Raw genomic sequence first — 25962 nt, 5'->3', positions numbered from 1 at the left:
CCCGTTGCAAAAGGTAGCTTCTGCAACGGGCTTTTTATGAAAAAGTATTAATGACACTTTGCTAAATTTGCTGGATTAAAGTTGTTTTGGAGTTTTTTGAAATTATTTTGAATTTCTGGATCTTGAATGTTAAAAGTCGTTGAGCTTTTGGTTGTAGAGTTTGTTGCCTGATTTAATATGCCTGATTCATCAGGATACTGCATAGTTGATGAGGTCGCTGAAATCAGGCCCTTATCATTAAATACCCAGTGTTCAGTAACGTGTCCGCCCCCTAAATATCCCGTAAATTCAATCATACAAGCTTGCTTATCTTGTTTAATGAGTTTGGCTACATTACCTGTAGTTGATGGATAAGCTTCGATATTGGTATCTTGCTCTAAAACTTGTGCCTGAGAATAAGATAAAGAAGGGGGGGCAGTGGTTGCACATGCAGTTAATGCTAAGCAGCATAGTGATGAAAAGAGAAGTTTTTGACTATTCATAAGGCAGATTCCTAGCTCTTTATAGTTGATGATCAATAGTTCTAAATGAATATCTGTATTTATAAAAGCGCGAATTTATCGCGCTGTCCAAGCAAATTAGTTAGTTGTTGTGCTCGATTTACTTAGCTCACCTTGTTCAATTGGGATATTTTCACCGTTTCGACTACTGGTAATATTTTGCTTCGCCTGATCTATTTTTGTTTCGGTAAAAGCTTTTGCGGTATCTGCTTTTTGCTGAACGACTTCTGCTTTTTCAGCTGTAAATTCTTTGGTGTTTTTCCACTTTTCACTAATTTTATTTGAAGTTTTTTCGGAAGCTCCTTGAATAGAGTCTCCTAAATTTTGTATGCCTTTTCCAGTTTTATATAACAATACACGACCTAAACTTGGGTTATCACCATAAGGTTGTGCTTTAGATGTGGTTTCACCCACTTGTTGTGGTTGCGTTGTTTCTGCAAATAAGGTTGATGAAGCCAAGATAGAAGCCGCAATACATAAAACTCGTATATTTTTCATATTGGATCAAGCTCCCCAATGAGAATCAAAAGATGAAGTGGTGATCTTACTGTTAAAAATAAAGCTTGTACTGCAATGAGATAAAACCCATACGATTTGATTACGATAAATCATCACTTGATCGCAATAAAGTAATTATCCCAATGACTCATACACAAAATTCAGACTTAATTAAGTCTAAAAACATATCTCGAGCTTTATGGTTGCTCACATTTTTATGCCAAAAAAATTGATTCTGCATAAAGGCAAGGTGTTCAAATTTATAGCCTCGAATATTGGTTAAATTTTTATATTGTTCATAAATACTCTTCGGTACCAAAGACACACCAGAGCCTGCACTGACGCAACCGATAATGGTGGCATAACTAGTAATACTGGTAATTGGAAGCGAGATATTTTTGAGCTTAAGCCATTCTTCAAGAGCTGCTCGGTAAGGACAGCCTTCAGTCCACATAAAAATTTCTTTACCAATCAGGTCTTCTTGGTTGTGGATCTCTCCCAAAGAATGAGATGCAATCAAGACCATTTCTTCTTGATAAATACTAAGTTTATTCAGCATAGGAAACTCGATATTGCCCGCGACAATTGCACCATCAAGTTTGTGCTGAGAAATATCGACTAATAGCTGTTTCCAAGTGCCTGTAATAATTTGAATGGAAACCTCTGGAAAACGTTGATGATATTTCGCAAGTAAATTGGGTAGGCGAGTTGTAGCAGAAGATTCAATAGCTCCAATTTTTAATGGACCAGAAGGTGGGGCATCTGGATGAATACTTCGTTTTGCTTCCTCGCACAGCGCTAAAATTTTATGGCAATAATTAAGAAAAATTTCTCCAGAGGGAGTAAGTTTTAAACTTTTCCCTTCCCGATAAAACAGCGGTGCGCCTAGTTCTTCTTCGAGTTGTTTAATGCGCGTTGTGATATTAGATGGTACGCAATGCAGTTGCATTGAGGCTTTAGCCATAGTTCCGCATTCAACTACGGTTTGGAACATTTTTAACTGAGCGATATCCATATTTTATCATTCACTTTTAATGAATATTTGACTCAATATAAGTTAATTTTATTCAACTATCCATGCGCATATGATGAAAGTGTTCCATTTCACTAGTGCAGATTTAACATGGCAATTTCTCTTGCTGCCGAAACCCAGCCTCCCGCATTCAAGCTCTATTTATGTATTGCTGTGACCGTCTTTTGTTGGGGCTATTCACCTATTGGCGTACATAGTGCTTTGCATTCATATACACCGGAGCATATTGCCTTGCTCCGCTTTTTGATCGCATCGTTTTTTTTACTGCTTTTGGTCGTGAAAAAAGGCATTCAGCCTTTAAAATGGAAAGATGCTCCTGCGCTTGCTGTATTAGGATTTTTCTCTGTAACGCTACATCATTTGCTTATAAATACAGGGCAGCAATATGTAACTGCGGTAGCTTCCAGTATTTTGAGTCAATCTATTCCGTTATTTACTTTTATTATTTCAGCTTTGCTTTTTAAGGAAAAAATCAGTTTCAAACAATGGTTATGTATTTTGCTCGGTCTTTGTGGCGCCGTTTTGGTAGTCAGTGGTGACCATGGTTTTGGTGTGCCGAGCCCTTACAGTTTGTTGATTGTTTTAGCTGCAGTTGCGTGGGGCCTTTATTTTAATTTATATAAAAAATTTGCTTTAAATTATGATGCTTTGAGCATGATGTGCTACATCATCTGGTTCGGGACCATTCCTTTACTATTTTATAGTGTCCATTTGCCTAGTGAAATTTTACATGCCACTTGGCAAGCCAATATGTCGGTTATCTTGTTGGGTATTTTTCCAAGTGCGATGGCGTATGTACTTTGGGGATATGTACTTAAAAATATGCCATTAACGATTGCATCGAATTTTTTGTATTGCTCGCCGATTGTCGCTATGAGTTTGGCAGTTCTTTTCTTAAATGAAAAACCATCCATGATGGTGCTGCTAGGTGGGGTAATTATTGTGGGGAGTTTGGTGTGGATGAATTGGGGGAATAGGCGTACTATCGAATAAGCTATAGATAATTAAACGAACTATAGATTGATGTTATGTCATGTACTACTTGCTTTAAGAGAATGAGATGATTGTTGTTACCTTGACCTATAAAAAACCATTAGTCGAAGTTGATGCTGTACTCAAAGAGCATATTGCATTTTTAGATCATTACTATGAGCAAAAGAAGTTTTTGGCATCAGGACGCCGCGAAAATAGAGTGGGTGGGGTGATTTTAGTTCTAAGCTCTTCGATTCAAGGGGCCGAAGAGATCATGAAAAATGATCCGTTTTATATTCATGATGTGGCTGATTATGATTTTATGTGGTTTGAGCCATCGAAAAGTTTAGAAGAAATTAAAGAATTTGTTTAACGTAAAAAATAAAGGGATCTATAAAAGATCCCTTTATTTAATAATGAGCTAATTAACCCTGCAACACACTCACATCAGCCACAGCAGTAAACAAGTTACGTAACTGAGCTAATAAACGTAAACGGTTTGCTTTCAGGTCAGCATCATCTGCCATTACCATTACGCCATCAAAGAATGCATCAATCGGCGCGCGAAGTGCTGCAAGCTTAGAAAGGGCAGCAGTGTAGTCTTTTGCTGCAAGTAATGGTTCAACCACAGGTGTCACTGCTTGAAGCTCAGCGAATAATGCTTTCTCAGCATCTTCAACCAAGTTTGCTTCAACGACAGAACCTTCTGGTGCCGCTTCTTTTGCAAGAATATTAGCAACACGTTTGTTTGCAGCAGCAAGTGCAGCAGCTTCAGGTAATGTGCGGAAGTGATTAACTGCATTTACGCGCTTGTCAAAATCAAGTGGAGACTTCGGTGCAAGCGCTTGAACAGCTTGAAGTACGTCAACAGCAACGCCTTGGTCTTCATACTTGGCACGGTAACGACCTTCCAAGAATGCAACCGCGTCAGCACGAGTTTTGTCGTGATCTTTAACGATGTCGCCATAACCTTGAAGTGCAAGATTAACTAGCTCTTCAATCGTTACATCTAATTCATTTTCAATGATTAAACGTAAGATACCAATCGCTGAACGGCGAAGTGCAAACGGGTCTTTAGAACCTGTTGGTGCTTGTCCAATACCAAAAATACCAACGAGCGTATCTAGGCGGTCAGCAAGGGCAATGGTTGTACCTGTTTTTGTTTTTGGTAGAACATCACCAGCAAATTTTGGTAAATATTGTTCGCCTAAAGCTTCTGAAACTTCAGTGTTTTCACCTTCAATACGCGCGTAGTAAGTACCCGCAATACCTTGAAGTTCTGGGAATTCACCAACAAGCTCAGACGTTAAGTCGCATTTAGCAAGTAATGCAGCTTTTTCAGCATCGGCTGGGTTTGCACCAGTGATTGGAGACAACGCAACAGCAAGTTTAGCAATACGTGTTGATTTGTCCCAAAGCGTACCGAGTTGTGCTTGGAATACCATGTTTGCCAATTTTTCTTTACGAGATGCAAGCGGTTGCTTTTGATCTTGTAAGAAGAAGAATTCAGCATCAGACAAACGAGGACGAACAACTTTTTCGTTACCTTCAATAATTTGAATCGGATCTTTAGACTCAATATTTGAAACAGTAATGAAGTAAGGCTGTAATTTACCTTCGCTATTGATCAAGCAGAAATATTTCTGGTTGTCTTGCATTGTCGTAATGAGTGCTTCTTGAGGAACAGCAAGGAAGCGCTCTTCAAAGTTTGCACGAAGAGCAACTGGCCATTCAACGAGGCTTGTTACTTCATCAAGTAAGTCAGCTGGAACAATCGCAGTTGCATTAACTTCATCAGCTAACTTTTTCACTTGTTCTTGAATGGTTGCTTGACGTTTTTCAAAGTTCGCAACAACGTAAGCTTTTTCTAAAGCAGCTAAGTAGTCATTTGCATGCGCTAAAGTCACTGCTTCAGGTGCATGGAAACGGTGACCATAAGTCACATTGCCAGCTTTATGATCTTGAATAGTTGCGTCAACAATTTGATCATCTTTAAGTAAAAGAACCCATTTCACTGGACGTACAAATTCGGTACGGCTTGCAGCAGAACGCATACGCTTAGCAATTGGTAAATTGTCTAATGCAGTTTGTAAAATCTGTGGAAGTAAAGCATCAAGGCTTTGACCTTTTACATCTTTTAAATAGCAAACTTTTTCAACTTTACCTGCTTGGAAAGTAGAAAGCTGATCAACTGTAATGCCTTGGCCACGCATAAAGCCTTCAAGTGCTTTAGTCGGTTTGCCTTCTGCATCATAAGCCGCTTGAACAGCAGGGCCGTCAAAACGTTTTTGTGTATCAGCTTGAGCAGCATCGATATCTACAATTTTAAGCGCTAAACGACGTGGAGCAGCATAAGCTTCAATTGATGCGAAGTTTAAGCCGGCAACTTTTAAACCTTTTACCGTTTCTGCCTGTAATGCATCACGTAAAGTTTTCAAGCTTTTTGGTGGAAGTTCTTCACAGCCAAGTTCGAATAAAACAGTATGTTTGCTCATTAGTTTTTCTCCGCCTTTGCTGCTTCACTTTCAGCTTGTGCTTTTAACTGTGCCAATACTTCATCACGTAAGTGTGGTTCTGCCATTGGGAAGCCAAGCTCTGCACGTGCTTGTACATAACTTTGTGCAATAGCACGCGCTAAAGTACGTACACGTAAAATGTAACGCTGACGCTCAGTCACAGAAATTGCGCCACGTGCATCAAGCAAGTTAAAGGTATGAGACGCTTTAACCACTTGCTCATAAGCAGGAAGAGAAAGTTTTGCTTCAATTAAACGGTTTGCTTCTGATTCGTAAAAATCAAACAGTTCGAATAGTTTTTCAACTGGAGCGTATTCAAAGTTATAAGTCGATTGCTCAACTTCATTTTGATGGAATACGTCGCCGTAAGTCACAGTACCAAATTGGCCTTTGGTCCAAACAAGGTCATAAACCGAGTCAACACCTTGAAGGTACATTGCAAGACGTTCTAAACCGTAAGTGATTTCGCCTGTTACTGGGTAACATTCAACACCACCGACTTGTTGGAAGTAAGTGAACTGAGTTACTTCCATACCGTTAAGCCAAACTTCCCAACCTAAGCCCCAAGCACCTAGCGTCGGAGATTCCCAGTTGTCTTCTACGAAGCGGATGTCGTGAGTAAGCGTATCAATCCCGATTGCTTTTAAAGAATCAAGATAGAGCTGTTGGATGTTGTCCGGGTTTGGCTTAAGCACCACTTGGAATTGGTAGTAGTGTTGCAAACGGTTCGGGTTTTCACCATAGCGGCCATCTTTTGGACGACGTGAAGGTTGAACGTATGCCGCGTTCCAAGTCTCAGGTCCTAAAGCACGTAAGAATGTTGCGGTGTGGAATGTTCCAGCGCCCATTTCCATGTCGTAAGGTTGTAGTACGACGCAGCCTTGTTCGGCCCAATAGTTTTGTAGGGCAAGAATTAAGCCCTGAAATGTATCAATGTGCGAGATGGCGCGACTCATGTAGCATCCACGAATTTATGAGAAAAATTGCCCCTAAGTATAAGGATTTTGTGGGGGAGTGGCAAAGACTAGTTTCTATACCTATAAAAAATTATTGGCTGTCATTTAGCTGGGATTTTCCTGCATGTTTTGCTTTTAATCGAGGTTGAAATGATGCGAAAAACCAAAAAATGAGGCTAAGAATAAAACTTACAGTGAATGTAGAGGTTGAGATCAAAGTACGTCCAACAGTTGGGAATACATAATCAAATATTGGTAAATTATGAGAAATATTTTCATAGACCGCTAAGAAGAAATAAATCAGGCTAAATGATACATGTGCACCTAACCACATTAATGGAAAGATAAAGCGGTTTTTAGTAATGAGTACTTGGCATATCTTAAGTAGTAATGGGAATAAGATAATATAATAAGTACCAACAAAGATTCCAATAATATAGAGGAGATCAAGTGCAAATTTGCCAGTAAGTACGGACAGTAAAATTAAGAGGCTGATCGGAATAAGAGGGGTAATAATAAGAGCAATTTTAGGTTGGTATTCAATATTTGGCGTTGTTGGATTCATCTTAATCATAGTAAGTTATGTTTTTTTAATTTTAAGATGATCTGCTGATAATGTCTATGAGCCATTAAAACAAGATTATTATCTTTTGTATTTAATCCATCTTTTGATAGGATAATTTGTCATAATTTAAATTAGATTATTTTAGAATGAATTTGAAGAAGTATTATTTTGGAATTTTAATATTATTTTTAGGCTTTGTTGGTTTTTACTATTTAAAGAATAATTGGATTTATTATTCAGCTAAATATAACTATAATTTCAATAAGTTAAATGCAGATGAGCTGAATAATTATGCTGCATTATTATATTATAAAAATAGAAATGATTGGATTCGAAGTAAAGAGGGAGATGAGGCCACTGAAGCAAAAAAAGCCTTAGAAATTGAAAAGCTCTTTCAACAAGCGGCTGAACAAGGGAGTGCTTTAGCTAAATTGAATTTGACTACACTTTATTATCGGAAAGAAGACTTAAGTGCTTTTGTATCTAAGATGTTCAAACTCTCTGAAGAGGCTGCGCAAGCAGGCAATGCTGATGCTCAGTTCAGGGTAGGTACGTTTTATCATCTAGGTTATGGTGTAGATACAGACTATAAAAAAGCAATGTATTGGTATACAAAAGCTGCTGAGCAGGGCAATCCAGCAGGAATGAATAATATAGGGGTTCTTTATCAACAGGGTTTAGGCGTAGCAGAAAATGGTAAGGTTTCAACAGAGTGGTATATTAAAGCCGCCAATCTTGGTTATGCGGATGGTCAAGAAAATATGTTTCAAAATTATTATTCTGGGTTAAATGGGTTACCTCAGGATAAAGAGGAAGCAATGAAATGGCGTGATATGTGCTCTTACCGTACAGAGGAAATACCAATACAACCGGTTTATAATATTGATCTTAAAGTTGATGAAACCTATCCGAATACCTGTAAAAATCAGTAAAACTTTAAGCTGCCACCATATAGAATGGTTGGGACTATTTCATAAATAAAAGAAATGAATAGTTTTCTATTGCTGAAGAAAGTTCAACTTATAAGGGTTTTATATTCAATTAGCAGAGCGTTCATTCAATGTGTATGTTCTGCTCTTTGATTTTATTATCTTTATAGTTATACCAAGTCAATAATGCCCAAAAATTAAAAGCTGTAATTAAGATAGAGATTCCAACCCAACTAAAAACTAACTCAGAAAAGAAGGATTCTAAAGGTATATAAATCAGCTCTTTAAAGAAAATGAGTGCCCCAAATGTCGTTAATAGTATTGTTAGAAAATTTAATAGCTTAAATCTATTTAGTAGTGAGGATATTGCAATAAAGAATGGTAAAAAGAGCAGATATATAATGATTAAAAAATAAAGTATAGGATTTGTTGAAATTAAAATAATGAGTACTGGTATGGGCGCGAGTAACAGACTTTTTATAATGTCTAAATACTGATAGGCAACCGTTATAGAATTTTTGTTATATTGAAGCATATTAAAAATTATAGAATCGAGAATAAATTATGCTGAAATTTTGCTGCAAACTTATTGTTTTATCCAGTCTTTTCTGTAGTCCGTGGCTTTACGCGCAAACCGAAACTGATGAGCAGGATGAATACAATCAATGTGTAGACCAGACAATTAAAGAAATGAAGCTTGAGAGTATTAATAACATGGTCGTGTATAGTTGTTCTGATAAAGCTAAAAAGACTTATGAAGAAAAAATTGTTGCTCTCATTGATCAAATTCGTACACAAAGCGAAGAATACAAACAGCCAGAGCGTTACCAAGATATTTTAAAATCTCAACGGCTTTGGAAAGCTTATGTAGATCAGGAGTGTAATAATGCAGGCTCATACATTGGTTCCCCGATGTATTCGTATTGCCCAATGCAAGAGTATGCAGCACGTGTAAAGCAGCTTGAAGAATACGTTAATTAAGACAAATTATTTTAAACGTCACCTCATGACGCTGAGCGTACTTCACTGGATTAAATTTAAGAATGCAAAATGATATTTTTTAAACGATGCCATAAATGAGTCGTTTGATATGTCTGATCGCATTCGAGAAAAACTACAGATTCTTGCTGATGCTGCTAAATATGATGTGTCTTGTTCATCAAGTGGCAGTGACCGTAAAAACAAAGATAAAGGTCTAGGGGATGCCAGCCATTCAGGAATTTGCCATAGCTATACTGAAGATGGCCGTTGTGTGTCTCTCTTAAAAATTCTATTTAGTAATGTGTGTATTTTTGACTGCGCCTATTGTGTTTCACGTCGTTCTAATGATGTCCAGCGTGCAGCATTTACGGTACAAGAGGTCGTAGATTTAACTATTAATTTTTACCGTCGTAATTATATCGAAGGCTTATTTTTAAGCTCGGGCATTTTTAAATCAGCCGATTATACGATGGAGCGGATGCTTCAAGTTGTAAAGAAGCTGCGCCTAGAAGAAAATTTTAATGGCTATATTCATTTAAAAACTATTCCAGGGGCATCACCTGAACTGATTCATGAAGCAGGTTTATATGCTGACCGGATGAGTATTAATTTAGAGATGCCGACTGAGGTTGGCCTAAAAACTTTTGCACCAGAAAAATCACATCAGGAAGTGCAAAAAGATTTAGGTTTGGTCCGTGACAGGCTCATTCAGCTTAAAGATGAACGCCAAATCATTAAGCATGTACCGAAATATGTACCAGCAGGGCAAACCACTCAAATGGTAGTGGGAGCACATCAAGAGTCAGACCAAGATGTCTTGTTTATGGCAGACAAGCACTACAAAGAATTTAAACTCAAACGCGTCTATTTCTCTGGCTATATCCCAATTAATACCGAAAATAATTATTTGCCAGCAGTGGGTTCTGCACCGCCATTACTGCGGGAAAACCGACTCTATCAAAGCGATTGGTTGATGCGTTTTTATGGTTTTCAGGTCAATGAAATCGTCAATGAAAAACACCCAAACTTAGACTTGGATGTAGACCCTAAATTAAGCTGGGCTTTAAGGCATCCTGAACAGTTTCCCGTAGATTTAAATCGTGCCGACTATCAAATGATTTTACGTGTGCCGGGCATTGGAGTGAAATCGGCTAAGAAAATTGTACAGGCTCGCCGTTTTGGAAAAATCCATATCGATTTACTTAAAAAACTAGGCGTGGCTTACCAACGCGCAAAATACTTTATTCGCTGTGAAGACAGTCCAAAATTCCAAAAAGAACTGTCTTCTGGCTATATCCGACAGCAAATTTTAACGCAGGGTTCCTCGAAATATATACAGCAACTCTCGCCACAATTAAGCCTCGGGTTTTAGCCATGTTTAATGATGAGGTCGCTTACTATTTTGATGGTTCAATGGTTGGGCTGCTGAGCTGTGTTTTTCATGCATTTCAATTTAAAGAATTGCAGGTCAGACTTTGTTTAAATGATGCGGCTCAACATGGCTTATTTGCCGATAAAATTGAGGTTTCAAATAACGAGCAACATGCCGAGCGTGTTTGGTCTGCACTACAAAAAAAGCTTACATCTTCATCATTAAAACAATTTTATTTTGCTTATTTATCTGAATCGTTAGATGCCTATCAGCATTTATTTAATTACTGTATTTATGTGTTTACTAGCCATTTTTCTGTAGAAAAAGATTATTCGCACTCAAGTGTTTTGGCGATTGCGCAGTGGACGAAAAAGGTCGGGCGAGAGAAGCATCGGATGGAAGCTTTTATTCGTTTTAAGAAAACCAAAGATGAGCTTTTTTTGAGTTTGGTGCGTCCCGATTTTAATGTTTTACCTCTTATTCAGCCGCATTTTAAACGGCGTTATCAAGATCAACGTTGGCTGATTTATGATGAGAAACGTAAATTCGGACTGTATTATGATTTGCAAGAAATACATGAAGTTTCACTCGAAGCCTCTGAAGTCGACCGTAATTTGAAAAATGGGATGAGTCAAAGCTTTCAGCTTGAGCTGGATGAACAAGAAGTTTTGTATGACCAGCTTTGGAAAGATTATTTTAATAGCGTTAATATTACTGAACGCCAAAATATAAAACTTCATGTGCAATATTTGCCGAAGCGATATTGGCGTTATTTAAATGAAAAATTGATGGAATATTAAAGTTTTAAAATCAAAAAGAATAGTTCAGCAAGTTTTCTTATTCTTGAAAGATATAATTTAAATGCACTTTATGTCGCTTTGGGCGTATACTTTTGCCCGTTATAAATAACGGCATATCCCCAAAGGTGTACTGTGAGTGTTATACAGCGAGAATGGTTACAGACTTTAAAGCCAAATTTTAAGGTTTTACCTTTAAAGGAACGATTACTTTGCGGTATTGGAGCGTTGTGTGGTTTAGCAATTTCTTCCCTAATTAGTTGGTATGTTCTGGGCGGAATTAATGCTTGGTACATTGCACCAATGGGCGCCTCATCTGTTCTATTATTTGCTGTGCCGACCAGTCCCTTGGCTCAACCATGGAATGTGATTGTTGGTAATACCTTAGCTGGGATTATTGGTGTTGCCTGTGCACAGTGGATTCCTGATTTAACCACAGCTTTTAGTGTTGCAGTAGGTTTTGCCATATTTTTAATGATGACCACCGATTCTTTGCATCCACCGAGTGGGGCAGTCGCAATTACAGCTGTACTAGGTGGGGCAGCAATTCATAAATTAGGCTTTTATTTCATCTTTTATCCGGTTTTACTCAACTCATTACTTTTACTTGGGTTTGCTGTTTTCTTTAATCGATTAATTGGGCGGCATTATCCGGTTACTGCTCATCTTAATGAGCGTAGTAAAGACCCTACACCGACTCAAAAAGTATCTATTCAGCCGAAAGATATTGAGTATGCATTAGGGCATCACACCGAACTTTTAGATATTAGCCAATACGACTTAGAAAAAATTATTTTAGAAGCTCAGGAACATGCCAATGAGCGCATGGTAAATCAATATATCTGTCAGGATATTATGAGTCGTGATGTCATCAAACTACATGAAGATGACGACATTCATCAGGCGCTCGATAAATTTAAACAAGTGAACTTGATGAGCCTACCTGTAGTAAATGCAGAAAATCATTTGGTAGGAACTTTAGCGTTATATGAAGTTGTAGAGTGGTTTAAGGGCGCAGCAGATCCAAGAAACTCTTGGCAGCACTATGTAAAACAAATTATGAGTCGTCGAGTGGTCACGGTACTGCCAACTCAACCTATTCAAGATTTGGTGCCATACTTTGTTGAAAAGTCGTTTAACTACATTCCTGTAGTTGAAGATCGCAAGCTTATAGGAATGATTAGCCGTGCAGATATGATTGCGGCTTTACAGCAACAGTTAAATCGAAAGCTATAATTTTTAGATTAAAAAAAGCTACGGTTGATTAGGGGATGCAACCGTAGCGACCAAAATTATTAATTAACGTACTTGTTCTTCATTTACTGTTCGAACGGATTGTCGATAGCCTTCAATATGCTCTGGCTGTTTTTTCGGAATGACTAACCATAAAACCAGATAAACTAAAATTCCTGGAAAGGCCGCACTCATAACTGAGATCAAAACAAAAATGACACGTAGTAAAGTTACGTTCCAACCAAAACGTTCAGCAATACCGCCCATTACACCGGCGATCATGCTGTGTCGGTTCGAGCGATATAAACCAGAACTGGCCATCTAATTCTCCTTAAAGATAAATAATTACAAGCAGCTATTGTGCTCTTGCTTAGTAAAAATATGGAGGCGAAATAAAGGGTTTAAAGTCCTCTCAAAAGTAAATTGGTTAAAATATGTAAAGGATTGGAATGAAGGAAAGCAACATCAACTAAAATGCACCTTTTCAGGGCTTAAAGGTTTATTGCAGCAATTGGTTAATGCCTGAAATGAATAAACATGGCGATTGCTGTTATCTGTGAATAATGTATATGTCTTTGAAGTGGTCTAGTTTTTTTGTTAAGTATTTAGTTGGAGGGGCTATCATGTGCCTGACACTGAGTGCTTGCGATATAAACCATGCCAACTCAAAAGATCACTCTAGTGCCAGCTCTAATTCTACGCATGAAGAAAATCTAATAAAAAATAGTACATCTACAAAAACATTAGATTATGTGGCAGGGCGTACTTTCTTACCTGAAGAAAATTTAGATCAAACCAAAAAATTAAGCGGAACCTTATTGCAATATGTAGGGCGATATCACACCCGAATTTCATGTGAGGATGCTTTTGCCGATTGTGAGTCGGGCGAAGCAGAGTACATTTTAAATTTATTACCCAATGGATCGGCTTATTGGAATGTTGTCCATTTTGGCCGCGTGGGAAGTAAAGATGGGGCTAAAAGTGCCGCTGTAAATGAATTATGTCCTTCTTTAAATTGGAAGGTGGACGAAAAAGAGCATGAGTTAACTATTCAATGTCCTTTATCTAAAGTTAATTTTTATTTTAATTTTGATTCAAACAAAAGATTGGTCATGAATCTAGAAAAGCTGTTTTATAGCGATTATGGTAAAAATCGTGAATTTTTAGAGCAAAACTATTTTGTTCCAAATCAGGCTTATGTATTAACTAAAGAATAAATATTACTTGAATAAAAAAGAGCGCAATATGAATTGCGCTCTTTTCGTTTCTCTATTTAAAAATCATTAGTAGTCGAAGCTAAAGTGTTCAACTGGTAATGATGTTAATGTGCGAGAGCTTGTTACCATCGACTCTGCATGACCTTGAGTACGAGGCAACATACGGTCAAAGTAGAAGTCTGCAACTTTGATTTTAGCTTTATAGAATTCAGGCGTTTCTGCACCATCACCTGCTTCAAGTTTTTCAGAAGCAATGACTGCTTGTTGCGCCCAGAAGTAAGCCATCATCACGTAACCTGAGAACATTAAAAAGTCTACAGAAGCAGAAGATACGATGTCACGGTCTTTACGTGCAGCAAGCATGATACGAACAGTTAATGTATTCCATTGAGCGCAAAGCTTAGTTAAGTCCCAAGCAAAACGACGTAAATATTTATTACGTGCGTGCGCAGCACAGAATTTTAAGATTTCAGCAGTGTAGTCACGAACCACTTTGCCTTTTGAGCTAAGCAATACTTTACGACCAATCAAGTCAAGTGCTTGAATGCCTGTGGTACCTTCGTATAGCGTTGAAATACGAGCATCACGAGCGATTTGTTCCATGCCCCATTCTTTGATGTAGCCATGACCACCGTAAACTTGCATACCGTTATTTGCAGCTTCTAAACCAAGTTCAGTCAAGAAACCTTTTAAAATTGGAGTGTAGAAACCAAGTTTATCATCATAGTCTTCGTAAGCAGCTTGGTCGCCACGTGTTAATGCATCTGTCATTTTGTCTGCAAGTTTTGCAGCATGATAGATCATTGAACGGCCACCTTCAGCAATTGCTTTTTGAGTCAACAACAAGCGACGTACGTCAGCATGATGAATGATTGCGTCAGCAACTTTATCTGGATCTTTCTTACCAGAAAGCGCACGCATAGACATACGGTCTTTCGCATAAGGTAAAGCACCTTGATAAGATAACTCAGCATGTGCAATACCTTGAACAGCAGTACCAATACGTGCTGTGTTCATGAAGGTAAACATTGCATGTAGGCCTTTGTTTACTTCACCGATTAAATAACCAGTTGCATTATCAAAGTTCAGCACGGCAGTAGCAGAGGCACGAATCCCCATTTTGTGTTCGATTGAACCACAGGCCACTGTATTACGCTCACCAACACCGCCATCAGCAGTAGGGATGAATTTAGGTACGATAAATAATGAAATACCACGAGTACCAGCAGGAGCATCTGGAAGACGTGCAAGTACGATGTGAATAATATTTTCAGTTAAGTCATGTTCACCGGCAGAAATGAAGATTTTTGTACCAGAGATTTTATAAGTGCCATCTGCTTGAGGTTCAGCTTTAGTTTTAACTTGACCCAAGTCAGTACCACATTGAGGCTCGGTTAAGCACATGGTGCCGCTCCAAGTTCCTTCAACAAGTTTAGGCATATAGGTTTGTTTTTGCTCATCAGTACCGAATTGCAAGATAGTATTCATACAACCCGAACTTAAGCCAGGGTACATCGTAAATGACCAGTTTGCAGTACCCATCATTTCTGATTTAATCAGATTTAATGACATTGGTAGGCCTTGACCACCAAATTCTTCAGGATAAGAAAGACCTTGCCAACCGCCCATTACAAATTGGTCATAAGCCTCTTTAAAGCCTTTAGGTGTTCTTACTTCACCGTTGTCAAAATGGCAACCTTCTTCATCACCAGATTGGTTAAGTGGCGATAATACGTTTTCACAATAATCTGCTGCACCTTCAAGAATCATATCAACGGTATCTGGATCTGCATTTTCACCATTTGATAAAGTTTTATAGTGAGCAGGGTAATCTAATACTTCATTCATTAAGAAGCGAATATCGTGTAGCGGAGCTTTATATGCTGGCATGGCTTTAATCCTAATTTTGAATCATTGTGGGATTATCTGTATCGATGATTTGATTATTCACTCGCATGATAAAAATACAATGTTAATCGCACCCGAAAGAAATGTCAGAAAAGCGAATTTTGTCGAAAATAAATACACCTGAAATTATAATTTCTGCTACATTCAGGACTTATACTTTTATGTGAAAAAACAACTAATTTTTATATTTTTAGCAAGTTTTGTTAAAAAGATAAAGCTATAAGGTTTTAAAAAAGGTTATGCATTTAAAATATCTCAGTTTATGTTTATTTAGTTTGGGTTTGACCGCATGTGCGCAGCATAACCTACGTCCATCAGTGGCATCTGCCAACTTAGATCAAAAAGTCATTCAGGGTATGAATGCGATGTATGAATACCCAAGTTATGATTACCGTGGGCATTTTAAAGTTAATGTTGATCCAAATCAGCCCAAGAAAATCAGTACTGTAGAGAAAACGGCTCAGCTTGATGCTGGAGTGCAAAAAAAAGTAGATCAATATTTACGTGAACAAAAGACTAATTTGAATAAAAAACAGAAGCAAGCGCTTTATGCTGCAATTGCAAATGAACATTCTGTTTCAGGGGTAGCTGACGAATCACGTTCAGAAAAAGTAAATGCCGTATTAATTAATTTATTAAATGATCTCCAATTTAGTTACGATGGTTCAGTTCATTACCGTCAAAAAATGGGGTCGTTAAATCTCACTGCAAGATATGAGAAACCGACCTTACTGGTACAGGCAAAATTGCCAATGGTGCTTGATCTGAAGGACTATAAATTTTACGTTAATTATTTCGGATTAATGCCTTATCTGGTCAATAAAGATAATCAAAATAACTTGGCGTATGTCGATTTTTCAAAGTATAAAAATCTGTTTACAAACGTCGATATGAAGAAGTTCGTTGAATATGCGAAAGCTTCTAGCGCGGTATCTTATCGTTTGGCTGAACCTCAAAATTTACAGCGTTTACCAATTACCGATGCTGACCGTAAAGCCGGAATTGTAGAAAAAATTCGTCTAAAAAATACGGTCGAAGAGCTATTGCTGCAATCGGAACTCTATGGTCAAGTCAATGAAAAATATTTGCAAAAAAATGTTTTAGGGTTTGATGACCAAAAGATTGCCGAATCTATAGCAACTGAACTTGCTGCTTCTGAAGCTAAGAAAAAGGCGACTGGTGCTGAGGGGCAGAAGGTTTCTTCTGAAGATGCAGCGGCTGTCAGTCAGCAACTTTATTCGCTTATTAATGCTCATTTTGGCAATACATTGACTTCTGAGGAAGGTGATGAAGACCAAGCAAGCGCAGCTCAAGATGTGGCAGCAGCAGAAGCAGCCTCTGATTCAGCTCAAGCCGAAGACGTTGCTGTGGCAGATGCTGAACCCACTACACAAGATGAAGAAGTGGCTACACTTACAGAAGAGCAGTGTGTGGAATTACAGTCTCTTAAGAAACCAGTTGCCTTAGGTGATATTAATTACTGTCAAATTTACGGTATTAATGTGCTTGATCAGAGCGCAGTAAATACCGAAAAAACTCAGATGAAAGCTCGTCAAGCTGCCCTAAAACAAACTTTTGCTGCTTATGATCAGAACCAGTTTGTGGATGATGATGCATTTAAAGCTTTATGGTTAAAACATAAAGCCGAGATTGAACAAGCTTTACCAAAACAAAGAAATCCAATTACGATTGATGTTGGACTTGATGAAAAAGGCCGTTTAGTTAACGCAGATTATGATGTTGCCTATACACCAGCCGAGTTTAATCATCGCTTTAATATTAAAGCGGACATGCAAATTCTAAATTATGGTAAAGCAACTTCAATTGACCAACAGCAGCTTAAACAAGCTAAATCAGTTGCTGAAGCAAGCAAAGGTTCGCTATTTGAAAACTTCGTAAAAGGGTTTAGTGAAAAACTTGGGCAGAGTGATGTTTCTGAACATCCAGTTGGTTTACATAGCGATGTACAAGATTTAGATTCTAGTCTGGCGCTGTTGGCTAACCAAACTTATGATGCAACACGTGCCTATGACAAAACGTATAAGGCTGTGTTCATTGCAAAATTGACTGCCGAAAAACCGTCATATATTCATTATTATTCAGTTCAACAGTTGCAAGAAATTGCTGAAGTTTATGCTTACTGGTTCTCTGAAGAAGAAACTTATAATCCTCAAGGTAAGGCTTTAGAGCGTATTGAGGCATTGCAGAAAAAGCATCATCTTGAGCAAGAAGACCAATTTGATAATGATTTAGGTCGTGCTGTGGACCATATTGTGATTACGACAATACAAGGTGAGGCAGGGCGTGAAGCATGGCAAAAATTACAGAAACAATATAAGCAGCCTGAGCAGCTTTTCTCGAAACAATATCAATTAAAATTTGAACAACAAAATGGTGCTTCTGCTGAAGAAAAACCATTGTTGTCACAAACAGCTGATATTTTAGGTAAGGCTTATGCTGCTGCGCGTAAACAGCAACTTACAGAAAAAACAATTCAGAATTTAAAACCTGAACATAATGAATTTATTGATTATGAGATTTTCCGAGATGTTTATAAGCAGATGGTTACAGCTAAAAAATAATAGATGAGATAAAAAAAGAACCTACTTAAAGTAGGTTCTTTTTTGTTTTATAGAAAATCTTTTAATTCAGGTCTCACACCATTCCATATATAGAAGGCTTCAATAGCCTGACCCACTAACATTCCGAAACCTTCTGCATAAGGCACATTACGTTGTTTAGCTTGCTCAAGGAAGCTAGATGGCTTGCCATAAGCCATTTCATAGGCATATTTGAACTCTAAATTTTCTGGTAGTTGTAATGCATCACCTGAAAGGCTTGCAGAAGTTGCATTAATTACAATATCAAATTTCCCTTCTAGCTCATTTAGAGAAATTGCTTGTAATTGAGCTTGCGGAACTGCTGCTTTTAGGTCATCTACAAGTTGTTCAGCACGAGCAAGAGTCCGGTTTGCAATCACTATCTTTTTAGCGCCAGCCTGCACAAGTGGGTAAATAACACCACGAGTTGCCCCGCCAGCACCTAAAATTAAAATAGTAGTATTTTCTAGGTTCCAGTCCAAGGCTTGAATCGCGGCAACTAGGCCTTGGCCATCTGTATTATCGCCGTGCAATTTGCCATTCTGCATCCATAACGTATTCACCGCTTTCGCAATTTGAGCGCGTTCGGTTAACACATCACACAAGGCAAAAGCTTGTTCTTTAAACGGTACGGTAACGTTCATACCACTTCCACCATTTGCAAAGAAGCTACGCATACTCGGTTCAAAACCATCAAGTGGGGCAAGACGTTTTTGATAGTCGAGATCAACACCTGTTTTTTGAGCGAAAGCATGATGCAATTCAGGAGAGCGTGATTGTTCGATTGGGTTGCCAATTACTGCAAACTGTTTGGTCATTCTTATATCCAAAATTTTAAAATGGCATGAAGCAGATAAAAACGTGTGCTGAATATTCAGCAGGCCTCAATATAAGCCAAATTGGAATAAGAAAAAATATTTGAATGAGGTTCAGAAAAGTGAAAATAAAAAAGGAGATTCTCTAGGGTGGAAGCCAAAGAATCTCCAAAAAGCAAAAAATTAAGCGACTTTTTCTTTTAAATTTAACCAGTCACGTGGTTTTAGGTAATAGTCAGTTAAACGTTTCTCAGGGGAATCTTCATCCCATTCTGGACGATACGACCAACCTGCAAGGTTAGGGAGGCTGACTAAAATAGATTCGATACGTCCACCTGTTTGTAAGCCAAACAATGTTCCGCGGTCATATACTAAGTTGTATTCGACATATCTACCGCGACGGTAAATTTGGAACTCACGTTGAGCTTCTGTATACGGCTGTTCACGATGTTTTTCAAAAATTGGCAAAATGGCATTTAAATAGCCATTACCCACAGCTTGAATATATTTAAAGCAAGTTTCGAAATCCCAGTCATTAAGATCATCAAAAAATAAACCACCAACACCACGTTGTTCATCACGATGTTTTAAATAGAAATAATCATCACACCATTTTTTATGTTCAGCGTAGACATGGTCACCAAAAGGCTGACATAGGTCATGTGCAGCTTGATGCCAATCGATAACATCTTGCTCATCTGGATAAAAAGGAGTTAAGTCAAAACCACCGCCAAACCACCAAATTGGATCTTGTCCTTCAGGTTCTGCAACGAATAAACGTACATTGGCATGAGAAGTCGGAATATTCGGGTTTTTAGGGTGAATCACTAACGAAACGCCCAGTGCTTGAGCCTTAGCACCAGCAATTTGAGGGTGTCTTTCTGTAGCAGAAGCGGGCAGTTTACTAATATTGATGTGAGAGAACATCACACCACCTTTTTCAATCACTGTACCATTTTGCAGTACGCGTGAACGTCCACCCCCACCTTCAGGACGTTCCCAATCATCAATAATAAATTCACTCGTACCGCCACCAGCTTTTTCTTGTTGTTCTAAACCAGCACATATACGAGCTTGTAAATCGAGGAGAAATTCGCGGACACGTTGAATATCTGTGGAAGTCGGATGTTGCATAATGACCCTCAAAGATGATTGAGATAGGAGATAGGTACATCAAAACACAAAACCATAAAAAAAGTAAGGGATTTTTAAAAAATGTCTCAAAAATCCCTTCTAATTATTTTTAAATTTATAATTTTTTTAGAAATCATCTTTTTGGTAAAGGTGATCCATACGTTCACGTTTAGTTTTTAAATATTGTTCATTAAAAGGGTTGCGCCCAACCGTTAATGGGACACGGTCGACAACATTAATTCCTTGATCTTTGAGTGCCTGAATTTTCAAAGGATTATTGGTAATTAACTTCACTTCTTTTACTTCTAAATGATCTAGCATGATGCTACACATATCGTAACGACGTGCATCGGCAGGTAAATTTAAAAGTAAATTAGCATCTACGGTGTCATGACCCTGATCTTGTAAAGCATAGGCGCGAATTTTATTTGTAAGCCCAATACCACGGCCTTCTTGACGTAAATATAAAATAACGCCTTGGCCTGCCTCGTTGATGAGCTTTTGAGTTGCCTGCAATTGAGGACCACAGTCGCATTTTAATGACGCAAACGCATCACCTGTTAAACATTCTGAATGTACACGAACCAAAACAGGGCCTGTAGGGGGATTTTCTAACCCTTTAGAAAGTGCCACATGTTCTTCACCTGATACTGGATCTTGAAACACAGAAATATTGAATTCACCAAAAGCGGTCGGGAGTTTTGATGTTGCAATGAACTCTATAGGCACAGATTAACTCATCTTTTAACCGAAAACGGTTTAAAGTATAGCGTAATGCTGGGAGATTGGTCGAATTGTCATAATCATTTTGCACACTAAGGTTTTCTTTTTTGTATAAAGATGACGATAATAGTTGATAAATAGTCAGATTATTCAGGATAATCTGCCAACCATACCCATGATGTATGAGAGACTGCTTTGCATGACCTCGTTCGCAAATGTGGCTGATTGAAGGTGACTTCATTCGATTGTATGATCGACCCATTTTGACCCAGCTTAGGATTTGCCAGGCTTATAAAGGCTTTGCCACATATGTTGTATACCGAAATTCCAACTCAACGCCCTGTTACGCCATTGTTAGATGCAATTGATCATCCTCAACAATTACGTCAGCTCGAGCATAGCCAATTGGTTCAAGTGGCTGATGAGTTGCGTCAATATATTTTATATGCAGCAGGCCAGAGTGGTGGCCATTTCGGTGCTAATCTCGGCGTGGTTGAGCTGACGGTTGCGCTGCATTATTGCTTTAATACACCAAATGACCGATTAGTTTGGGATGTGGGACATCAGGCGTATCCGCATAAAGTCCTGACAGGTCGTCGTGAGCAAATGACCACGATTCGTTCTAAAAATGGTTTAGCAGCATTTCCAGCCAGAGAAGAATCAGTTTTTGATACATTCGGCGTAGGGCATTCATCAACAGCAATTTCAGCTGGTTTAGGAATGTCGTTAGCACGGCGCTATCAAAACGACTCATGTGAAGTGGTTTGTATTGTCGGTGATGGTGCAATGACAGCCGGTATGGCATTTGAAGCCATGAACGACGCTGTTGCACATAATGCTGATTTAATTGTTGTGCTGAATGACAATGACATGTCAATTTCTTGTAGTACAGGCGGTTTTGCTAAACATTTAGCTGCAATTTGGGAAAAAGGTCATTTAGTAAATGTAGATGAACATGGTGAGGCTTACATTCAGCCACATCCAAAATGGACCTATAACTCTCGTTTGCATCAATCTGCAACAGATGCGGCAGATAATTTATTTAAAGCAATTGGTTTTGATTATTTTGGCCCATTCGATGGCCATGACGTAAATCAACTGGCCCAAGTATTTAATGCTCTCAAAAAGCGTAAAGGACCACGTTTAGTCCACGTCTATACTAAAAAGGGTAAAGGTTTCACTCCGGCAGAAGCGGATCCGATTACCTACCATGCAATTAGCAAAATTAATACAGCCTCAGCAGGTAAAACACCACCTAAATATTCTGATGTATTTGGGCAGTGGTTATGTGATGAAGCTGCACAAGATGAGCGTCTACTTGCGATTACACCAGCCATGTGTGAAGGCTCAGGGATGGTTCAGTTTGCTAAGGAATTTCCGCAGAGATTTTTTGATGTTGCGATTGCTGAACAGCATGCAGTAACACTTGCAGCAGGAATGGCTTGTGAAGGCTTAAAACCTGTTGTTGCAATCTATTCAACGTTTTTACAGCGTGGTTACGATCAGCTTATTCACGATGTTGCATTACAGAACCTTGATGTAACTTTCGGGATCGACCGTGCTGGTTTAGTAGGTGAAGATGGCCCAACACACGCAGGTGCATATGATTATGCATACATGCGTACAGTGCCAAATATGGTCATCATGGCACCAAAAGATGAAAATGAATGCCGTCAGATGCTTCATACAGCCTATGTCTATAATGGACCAGCGGCAGTACGTTACCCACGTGGTGCAGGTGTAGGTGTTGAAATTCAGCAAGAGTTGACTGCTATTGAGTTAGGAAAAGCTGAAATCGTTGCTGAAATTAAATCTGCTTGTGATGAACAGATTACAATTTTGGCATTTGGTAGTCGCGTTATGGTTGCCATAGAAGCTGCTGAGCAATTTGCACAAAAACATGATGTGGGTGTGCGTGTTGTAAATATGCGTTTTGTGAAACCCCTTGATGAAAAAATTATTCGTGATTTGGCTGAGCACACACATTTATTTGTCACTGTTGAAGAGCATGCCGTTATGGGCGGTGCCGGAAGTGCGGTAAATGAGTTCATGGCTCAAGAACAAATTGTGAAACCTATCATTAATTTAGGCTTACCAGATTTGTTCTTACAACAGGCTTCACACGGGCAAATGTTGCAAGACTGTGGTTTAGACGCTAAGGGTATTTTGAGCTCAATTGAGAAAGTTTGGCTCAAGTTAAACCAGGTTGTTTAACCCTTAATAAAATTTTTGAAACATTTTCCCCCTAAAAGCGCATATATTTGCTAAAATATCTGCGCTTTTATGCATTATTCTTTGTCAAAATCTTCAAATTTGTCTAGTGGGTGTTCAATGGAACCTATGGTGGTTATGGCTGCGCGTGCGGCTCAAACAGTTGGTCAAGAGCTTTTAAAAGCGCATCAAAATCGTCATAAACTCGATTTACAAGTTGAAGAGAAAGGCATTGATGGCCCAGTAACACGTGTAGATCGTTATTTAGAACAGTTAGCGATTGATACGTTACGTAAAAGTTATAAAAATCATAGCTTCTTAGGTGAAGAGTTTGGTTTACAAGAAGGCAAAGGCCATGATGCAGAGTGGTGCTGGGTAATTGACCCGCTTGATGGCACACAAAACTTTATTAATGGTTTCCCTCATTTCTGTATTTCTATTGCAGTTCAGCATAAAGGTGTTACTCAACACGGCGTAATCTACGATCCAGTGCGTGATGAGTTATTCTCTGCTAGCCGTGGTCGCGGTGCAGTTATGAATCAACGCCGTATTCGTGTAAATGTAAAAGATAGTTTAGAAAATACATTCTTAGCAGTAGGCCATCCTTACCGTGCTAAACGTGCTGGCGAAATCGTATCTTATGCAGAGCAGCATTTCGCATCATTATTAGCTGTTACTGAAGCAGGTGCACAAATTCGTCGTGGTGGTTCAGCTGCTCTAGATTTAGCGTATGTTGCTGCAGGTCGTTTCGATGGCTTCTTTGAGCTTGGCTTAAAGCCATGGGATATTGCTGCTGGTGAACTTATTCTTAAAGAAGCGGGCGGTGTAGTTGTTGACGCACGTGGTGGTAATAATTCACTTGAAAATGGTCAAGTACTTGCATGTTCGCTTAAATTGCTAAAACCTTTAATGCAAACAGTTGTTCCAGCTTGGGATAAAGCTGCAAAATAATTTGGTTGATTATTAATAAAACCCTCTGTAATCAGAGGGTTTTATGTTTTAAATAAAGAGTGAAATTGAGTTAATTCAAGAAATATGAACAAAGTTGATTAAAACAGGTGACTTTTAAATTATTTCTGCTATAATCCGCCAACGCACTTAAATTTCCGTTCATTACCTGAACATTCTGTTCTATTCATTGTAAGCGCACGCTGTCCATAGAGAGGACCATTACTTGCGCCCCAATCGCTCAGCGATTCTTCAGGTTCGGCCGTAATCAAGCGTGCGTTTAGTCCACATCGTCGTTACTCGGATTGCTGCTGAAAAAACGTTTCAGCTAATTTTGCTTTGCCGCTTTTTGCCGATGTCTATTTTTTTGTATTTATTAAAAATGGAGCACCCACAAGGGTGAAACTCTCTATGAGCAAAACTTTTGCCGAATTTTCTTTGCATGAAACCTTACAACAAGCGCTTGAAGGTTTAGGTTTTACTGCCCCGACTCCTGTGCAAGAACAAGCAATTCCTGCTGCTTTAGAAGGTAAAGACCTTCTCGTATCAAGCCAAACTGGCTCTGGTAAAACTGCTGCATTCTTACTCCCAACATTAAATGCTTTAGCTGGTCAAGAGACTGTTGTACCGTTTAAAGACCGTATGAAAGCAGTCACTCAACCGAATATCTTGGTAATTTCACCAACTCGTGAATTGGCTCAGCAAGTAAGTCAAGATGCAATTGCATTTGTACGTCACATGAAAGGTGTTCGTATTGCTGCCATTATGGGCGGTATGCCATTTGCAAAACAAATTCAACAATTAAAAGGCGCGCAAGTTGTTGTTGCAACACCTGGTCGTTTACTTGACTTGGTAAATCGTCGTCAAATTAAATTAGATCAAGTAGATGCTTTAATCGTTGATGAAGCGGACCGTATGCTTGACCTAGGTTTCTCTGAAGACTTAGAAGCAATTAGCGAATTAGCGGCTAACCGTAAACAAACATTAATGTTCTCTGCAACATTTGCTGACCGTATTATTCGTCTTGCATCATGCATGATGAAAGATCCTATGCGTATCGCAATTGAAACAGGTCATTCAACCAATACAGATATTACGCAAACATTGCATTGGACTGATGGCTTTGAACATAAGAAAAAATTACTTACACATTGGTTAAGTGATGAAAACTTAGATCAAGCTGTTGTTTTTGCTAGTACGCAAGAAGATACAGATATGTTGGCAGAAGAACTTGCTGAAGCAGGTCATTCTGTAGTTGCACTTCATGGTGCGATGCCACAAACAGTTCGTAACCGTCGTTTACGTAGTATTCGTGAAGGTCGTGCAAAAATCTTAGTTGCAACTGACGTTGCTGCTCGTGGTCTTGACGTTCCGACTATTTCTCACGTAATTAACTTCGGTCTTCCGATGAAGCATGAAGATTATGTACACCGTATTGGTCGTACTGGTCGTGCTGGTCGTACTGGTCAAGCAATTACTTTAGCGACTTATCGTGAACGCGGTAAGATTCGTGCACTTGAAGAATATTTAGAAGCGCGTTTAAGTGTTTCTGAAATTGAAGGCTTAGAGCCATCTCCACCTCCTGCTCGCTCAGGTCGTGATGGCGGTGGTCGTGGTCGTGGCGGTAATGGCGGTAGCCGTGATGGTCGTCGTGGTGGCGGCGGTTTCGGTGGCGGTCGTCGTTTTGAAGGCGAAAGCAACTTCAAACGCCGTGAAGGTGGTCGTGATGACCGTCCACGTCGTAGCTTCGACGATAAACCACGTGGTGAGCGTCCAGCATTTGGTGGTGAAGATCGTCCGCGTCGCGAGTTCAATTCAGACCGTCCACGTCGTGAAGGTGGTTTTGAAGATCGTCCACGTCGTGAGTTTGGTTCAGATCGTCCGCGTCGCGAAGGTGGTTTCAATGATAAACCGCGTTTTGACTCGAATGATGACAACCGTGGTAATCGCGTAGATTATAAACCACGCCGCGAAAGTGGTTTTGGTGACCGTCCAAAACGTAGCTTCGGTGGCGAAGATCGTCCACGTCGTAGTTTTGATGACAAACCACGTGG

At 39.0% G+C, this 25962-nt stretch carries 23 protein-coding genes; 12 read left to right on the top strand and 11 right to left on the bottom strand.

What is annotated here, in order from left to right; genetic code table 11:
• Positions 1 to 47: 47 nt before the first annotated feature.
• The 3 genes from F968_RS01870 to F968_RS01860 form a co-directional block, all read right to left on the bottom strand.
• Complete coding sequence (locus F968_RS01870; RefSeq protein ID WP_004789717.1) at positions 48 to 482, bottom strand: hypothetical protein; 435 nt, start codon at positions 480 to 482, stop codon at positions 48 to 50.
• Between the two features lie 96 nt (positions 483 to 578).
• A complete protein-coding gene (locus F968_RS01865) occupies positions 579 to 998 on the bottom strand; it encodes a hypothetical protein (RefSeq protein WP_004789715.1) in 420 nt (139 codons plus the stop codon).
• Positions 999 to 1146: 148 nt separating this feature from the next.
• Positions 1147 to 2013 carry a LysR family transcriptional regulator gene (locus tag F968_RS01860; RefSeq protein ID WP_004789712.1) on the bottom strand — a complete coding sequence of 289 codons (867 nt, stop codon included), beginning with the start codon at positions 2011 to 2013 and terminating at the stop codon, positions 1147 to 1149.
• A gap of 108 nt (positions 2014 to 2121) precedes the next feature.
• On the opposite strand from F968_RS01860, the gene F968_RS01855 reads away from it, so the two are divergent.
• Both F968_RS01855 and F968_RS01850 read left to right on the top strand, forming a co-directional pair.
• Positions 2122 to 3024, top strand: coding sequence for a DMT family transporter (locus F968_RS01855; protein ID WP_004789710.1), 903 nt, complete (start codon positions 2122 to 2124; stop codon positions 3022 to 3024).
• Positions 3025 to 3091: 67 nt separating this feature from the next.
• Positions 3092 to 3376, top strand: a complete 285-nt coding sequence (locus F968_RS01850) for a YciI family protein (RefSeq protein ID WP_004789708.1) — start codon at positions 3092 to 3094, stop codon at positions 3374 to 3376.
• Positions 3377 to 3428: 52 nt separating this feature from the next.
• Here F968_RS01850 and glyS read toward each other — a convergent pair whose 3' ends face one another.
• The 3 genes from glyS to F968_RS01835 all read right to left on the bottom strand — a co-directional run bounded on the left by glyS (position 3429) and on the right by F968_RS01835 (position 7049).
• Positions 3429 to 5498, bottom strand: coding sequence for a glycine--tRNA ligase subunit beta (gene glyS / locus F968_RS01845; protein ID WP_004789706.1), 2070 nt, complete (start codon positions 5496 to 5498; stop codon positions 3429 to 3431).
• A complete protein-coding gene (gene glyQ / locus F968_RS01840; RefSeq protein WP_002044989.1) occupies positions 5498 to 6475 on the bottom strand; it encodes a glycine--tRNA ligase subunit alpha in 978 nt (325 codons plus the stop codon). The genes glyS and glyQ overlap by 1 nt, the downstream gene beginning before the upstream one ends.
• Before the next feature lie 91 nt (positions 6476 to 6566).
• A complete protein-coding gene (locus F968_RS01835) occupies positions 6567 to 7049 on the bottom strand; it encodes a hypothetical protein (RefSeq protein WP_004789704.1) in 483 nt (160 codons plus the stop codon).
• A gap of 137 nt (positions 7050 to 7186) precedes the next feature.
• Here F968_RS01835 and F968_RS01830 point away from each other — a divergent pair, with 137 nt between their 5' ends.
• From F968_RS01830 to F968_RS01805, 5 genes are all read left to right on the top strand, one after another.
• On the top strand, positions 7187 to 7972 hold the full coding sequence (locus tag F968_RS01830) for a tetratricopeptide repeat protein (RefSeq protein WP_004789701.1): 786 nt from the start codon (positions 7187 to 7189) through the stop codon (positions 7970 to 7972).
• A gap of 561 nt (positions 7973 to 8533) precedes the next feature.
• On the top strand, positions 8534 to 8950 hold the full coding sequence (locus F968_RS01820; RefSeq protein WP_004789698.1) for a lysozyme inhibitor LprI family protein: 417 nt from the start codon (positions 8534 to 8536) through the stop codon (positions 8948 to 8950).
• A gap of 109 nt (positions 8951 to 9059) precedes the next feature.
• Positions 9060 to 10322 (top strand): putative DNA modification/repair radical SAM protein, encoded by a 1263-nt coding sequence (locus F968_RS01815; RefSeq protein ID WP_004789696.1) that lies wholly within the window; start codon positions 9060 to 9062, stop codon positions 10320 to 10322.
• Positions 10323 to 10324: 2 nt separating this feature from the next.
• Positions 10325 to 11122 (top strand): TIGR03915 family putative DNA repair protein, encoded by a 798-nt coding sequence (locus F968_RS01810; RefSeq protein WP_004789694.1) that lies wholly within the window; start codon positions 10325 to 10327, stop codon positions 11120 to 11122.
• A gap of 132 nt (positions 11123 to 11254) precedes the next feature.
• Entirely contained in the window at positions 11255 to 12355 is a 1101-nt protein-coding gene (locus F968_RS01805) for an HPP family protein (protein WP_004789693.1), read from the top strand.
• A 63-nt stretch (positions 12356 to 12418) separates the two neighbouring features.
• Here F968_RS01805 and F968_RS01800 read toward each other — a convergent pair whose 3' ends face one another.
• Entirely contained in the window at positions 12419 to 12673 is a 255-nt protein-coding gene (locus F968_RS01800) for a PspC domain-containing protein (RefSeq protein ID WP_004789692.1), read from the bottom strand.
• Between the two features lie 248 nt (positions 12674 to 12921).
• Between F968_RS01800 and F968_RS01795 the strand changes: the two genes are divergently transcribed.
• Complete coding sequence (locus F968_RS01795; RefSeq protein ID WP_081399445.1) at positions 12922 to 13569, top strand: hypothetical protein; 648 nt, start codon at positions 12922 to 12924, stop codon at positions 13567 to 13569.
• Between the two features lie 66 nt (positions 13570 to 13635).
• Here F968_RS01795 and F968_RS01790 read toward each other — a convergent pair whose 3' ends face one another.
• Positions 13636 to 15459 carry an acyl-CoA dehydrogenase C-terminal domain-containing protein gene (locus F968_RS01790; protein WP_004789687.1) on the bottom strand — a complete coding sequence of 608 codons (1824 nt, stop codon included), beginning with the start codon at positions 15457 to 15459 and terminating at the stop codon, positions 13636 to 13638.
• A gap of 257 nt (positions 15460 to 15716) precedes the next feature.
• Between F968_RS01790 and F968_RS01785 the strand changes: the two genes are divergently transcribed.
• Entirely contained in the window at positions 15717 to 18059 is a 2343-nt protein-coding gene (locus F968_RS01785) for a hypothetical protein (RefSeq protein WP_004789686.1), read from the top strand.
• 47 nt (positions 18060 to 18106) lie between these two features.
• On the opposite strand, the gene aroE is transcribed toward F968_RS01785, so the two are convergent.
• The 3 genes from aroE to ribA all read right to left on the bottom strand — a co-directional run bounded on the left by aroE (position 18107) and on the right by ribA (position 20755).
• Positions 18107 to 18895 (bottom strand): shikimate dehydrogenase, encoded by a 789-nt coding sequence (gene aroE, locus F968_RS01780; protein ID WP_004789685.1) that lies wholly within the window; start codon positions 18893 to 18895, stop codon positions 18107 to 18109.
• Positions 18896 to 19075: 180 nt separating this feature from the next.
• Complete coding sequence (gene hemF, locus F968_RS01775) at positions 19076 to 20026, bottom strand: oxygen-dependent coproporphyrinogen oxidase (RefSeq protein ID WP_004789683.1); 951 nt, start codon at positions 20024 to 20026, stop codon at positions 19076 to 19078.
• A 126-nt stretch (positions 20027 to 20152) separates the two neighbouring features.
• Positions 20153 to 20755: a GTP cyclohydrolase II gene (gene ribA, locus F968_RS01770; protein WP_004789681.1), complete on the bottom strand. Its 603-nt coding sequence runs from the start codon at positions 20753 to 20755 to the stop codon at positions 20153 to 20155.
• 303 nt (positions 20756 to 21058) lie between these two features.
• On the opposite strand from ribA, the gene dxs reads away from it, so the two are divergent.
• The 3 genes from dxs to F968_RS01755 all read left to right on the top strand — a co-directional run.
• Positions 21059 to 22963 carry a 1-deoxy-D-xylulose-5-phosphate synthase gene (gene dxs, locus F968_RS01765; protein WP_004789679.1) on the top strand — a complete coding sequence of 635 codons (1905 nt, stop codon included), beginning with the start codon at positions 21059 to 21061 and terminating at the stop codon, positions 22961 to 22963.
• A 117-nt stretch (positions 22964 to 23080) separates the two neighbouring features.
• Entirely contained in the window at positions 23081 to 23911 is an 831-nt protein-coding gene (locus F968_RS01760; protein ID WP_004789677.1) for an inositol monophosphatase family protein, read from the top strand.
• A gap of 408 nt (positions 23912 to 24319) precedes the next feature.
• On the top strand, positions 24320 to 25962 hold a 1643-nt coding region (locus F968_RS01755), incomplete at its 3' end, for a DEAD/DEAH box helicase (protein ID WP_004789675.1).

The organism is Acinetobacter sp. NIPH 817, from assembly GCF_000368405.1.
Taxonomy (GTDB): domain Bacteria; phylum Pseudomonadota; class Gammaproteobacteria; order Pseudomonadales; family Moraxellaceae; genus Acinetobacter.
The sequence above is the reverse complement of the archived record's forward strand: the minus strand, read 5'-3'. Positions and strand labels throughout refer to the sequence as shown.

What these genes read in the sequence shown, in the direction of transcription:
- F968_RS01785 (WP_004789686.1), top strand. Translation starts at nt 15,717, where the DNA reads ATGCATTTAAAATATCTCAGTTTATGTTTATTTAGTTTGGGTTTGACC.
- F968_RS01870 (WP_004789717.1), bottom strand. Translation starts at nt 482, where the DNA reads ATGAATAGTCAAAAACTTCTCTTTTCATCACTATGCTGCTTAGCATTA.
- F968_RS01830 (WP_004789701.1), top strand. Translation starts at nt 7,187, where the DNA reads ATGAATTTGAAGAAGTATTATTTTGGAATTTTAATATTATTTTTAGGC.
- hemF (WP_004789683.1), bottom strand. Translation starts at nt 20,026, where the DNA reads ATGCAACATCCGACTTCCACAGATATTCAACGTGTCCGCGAATTTCTC.
- glyQ (WP_002044989.1), bottom strand. Translation starts at nt 6,475, where the DNA reads ATGAGTCGCGCCATCTCGCACATTGATACATTTCAGGGCTTAATTCTT.
- aroE (WP_004789685.1), bottom strand. Translation starts at nt 18,895, where the DNA reads ATGACCAAACAGTTTGCAGTAATTGGCAACCCAATCGAACAATCACGC.
- F968_RS01855 (WP_004789710.1), top strand. Translation starts at nt 2,122, where the DNA reads ATGGCAATTTCTCTTGCTGCCGAAACCCAGCCTCCCGCATTCAAGCTC.
- dxs (WP_004789679.1), top strand. Translation starts at nt 21,059, where the DNA reads ATGTTGTATACCGAAATTCCAACTCAACGCCCTGTTACGCCATTGTTA.
- F968_RS01865 (WP_004789715.1), bottom strand. Translation starts at nt 998, where the DNA reads ATGAAAAATATACGAGTTTTATGTATTGCGGCTTCTATCTTGGCTTCA.
- F968_RS01760 (WP_004789677.1), top strand. Translation starts at nt 23,081, where the DNA reads ATGGAACCTATGGTGGTTATGGCTGCGCGTGCGGCTCAAACAGTTGGT.
- F968_RS01810 (WP_004789694.1), top strand. Translation starts at nt 10,325, where the DNA reads ATGTTTAATGATGAGGTCGCTTACTATTTTGATGGTTCAATGGTTGGG.
- F968_RS01815 (WP_004789696.1), top strand. Translation starts at nt 9,060, where the DNA reads ATGTCTGATCGCATTCGAGAAAAACTACAGATTCTTGCTGATGCTGCT.
- glyS (WP_004789706.1), bottom strand. Translation starts at nt 5,498, where the DNA reads ATGAGCAAACATACTGTTTTATTCGAACTTGGCTGTGAAGAACTTCCA.
- F968_RS01820 (WP_004789698.1), top strand. Translation starts at nt 8,534, where the DNA reads ATGCTGAAATTTTGCTGCAAACTTATTGTTTTATCCAGTCTTTTCTGT.
- F968_RS01860 (WP_004789712.1), bottom strand. Translation starts at nt 2,013, where the DNA reads ATGGATATCGCTCAGTTAAAAATGTTCCAAACCGTAGTTGAATGCGGA.
- F968_RS01835 (WP_004789704.1), bottom strand. Translation starts at nt 7,049, where the DNA reads ATGATTAAGATGAATCCAACAACGCCAAATATTGAATACCAACCTAAA.
- F968_RS01800 (WP_004789692.1), bottom strand. Translation starts at nt 12,673, where the DNA reads ATGGCCAGTTCTGGTTTATATCGCTCGAACCGACACAGCATGATCGCC.
- F968_RS01790 (WP_004789687.1), bottom strand. Translation starts at nt 15,459, where the DNA reads ATGCCAGCATATAAAGCTCCGCTACACGATATTCGCTTCTTAATGAAT.
- F968_RS01795 (WP_081399445.1), top strand. Translation starts at nt 12,922, where the DNA reads ATGTCTTTGAAGTGGTCTAGTTTTTTTGTTAAGTATTTAGTTGGAGGG.
- F968_RS01850 (WP_004789708.1), top strand. Translation starts at nt 3,092, where the DNA reads ATGATTGTTGTTACCTTGACCTATAAAAAACCATTAGTCGAAGTTGAT.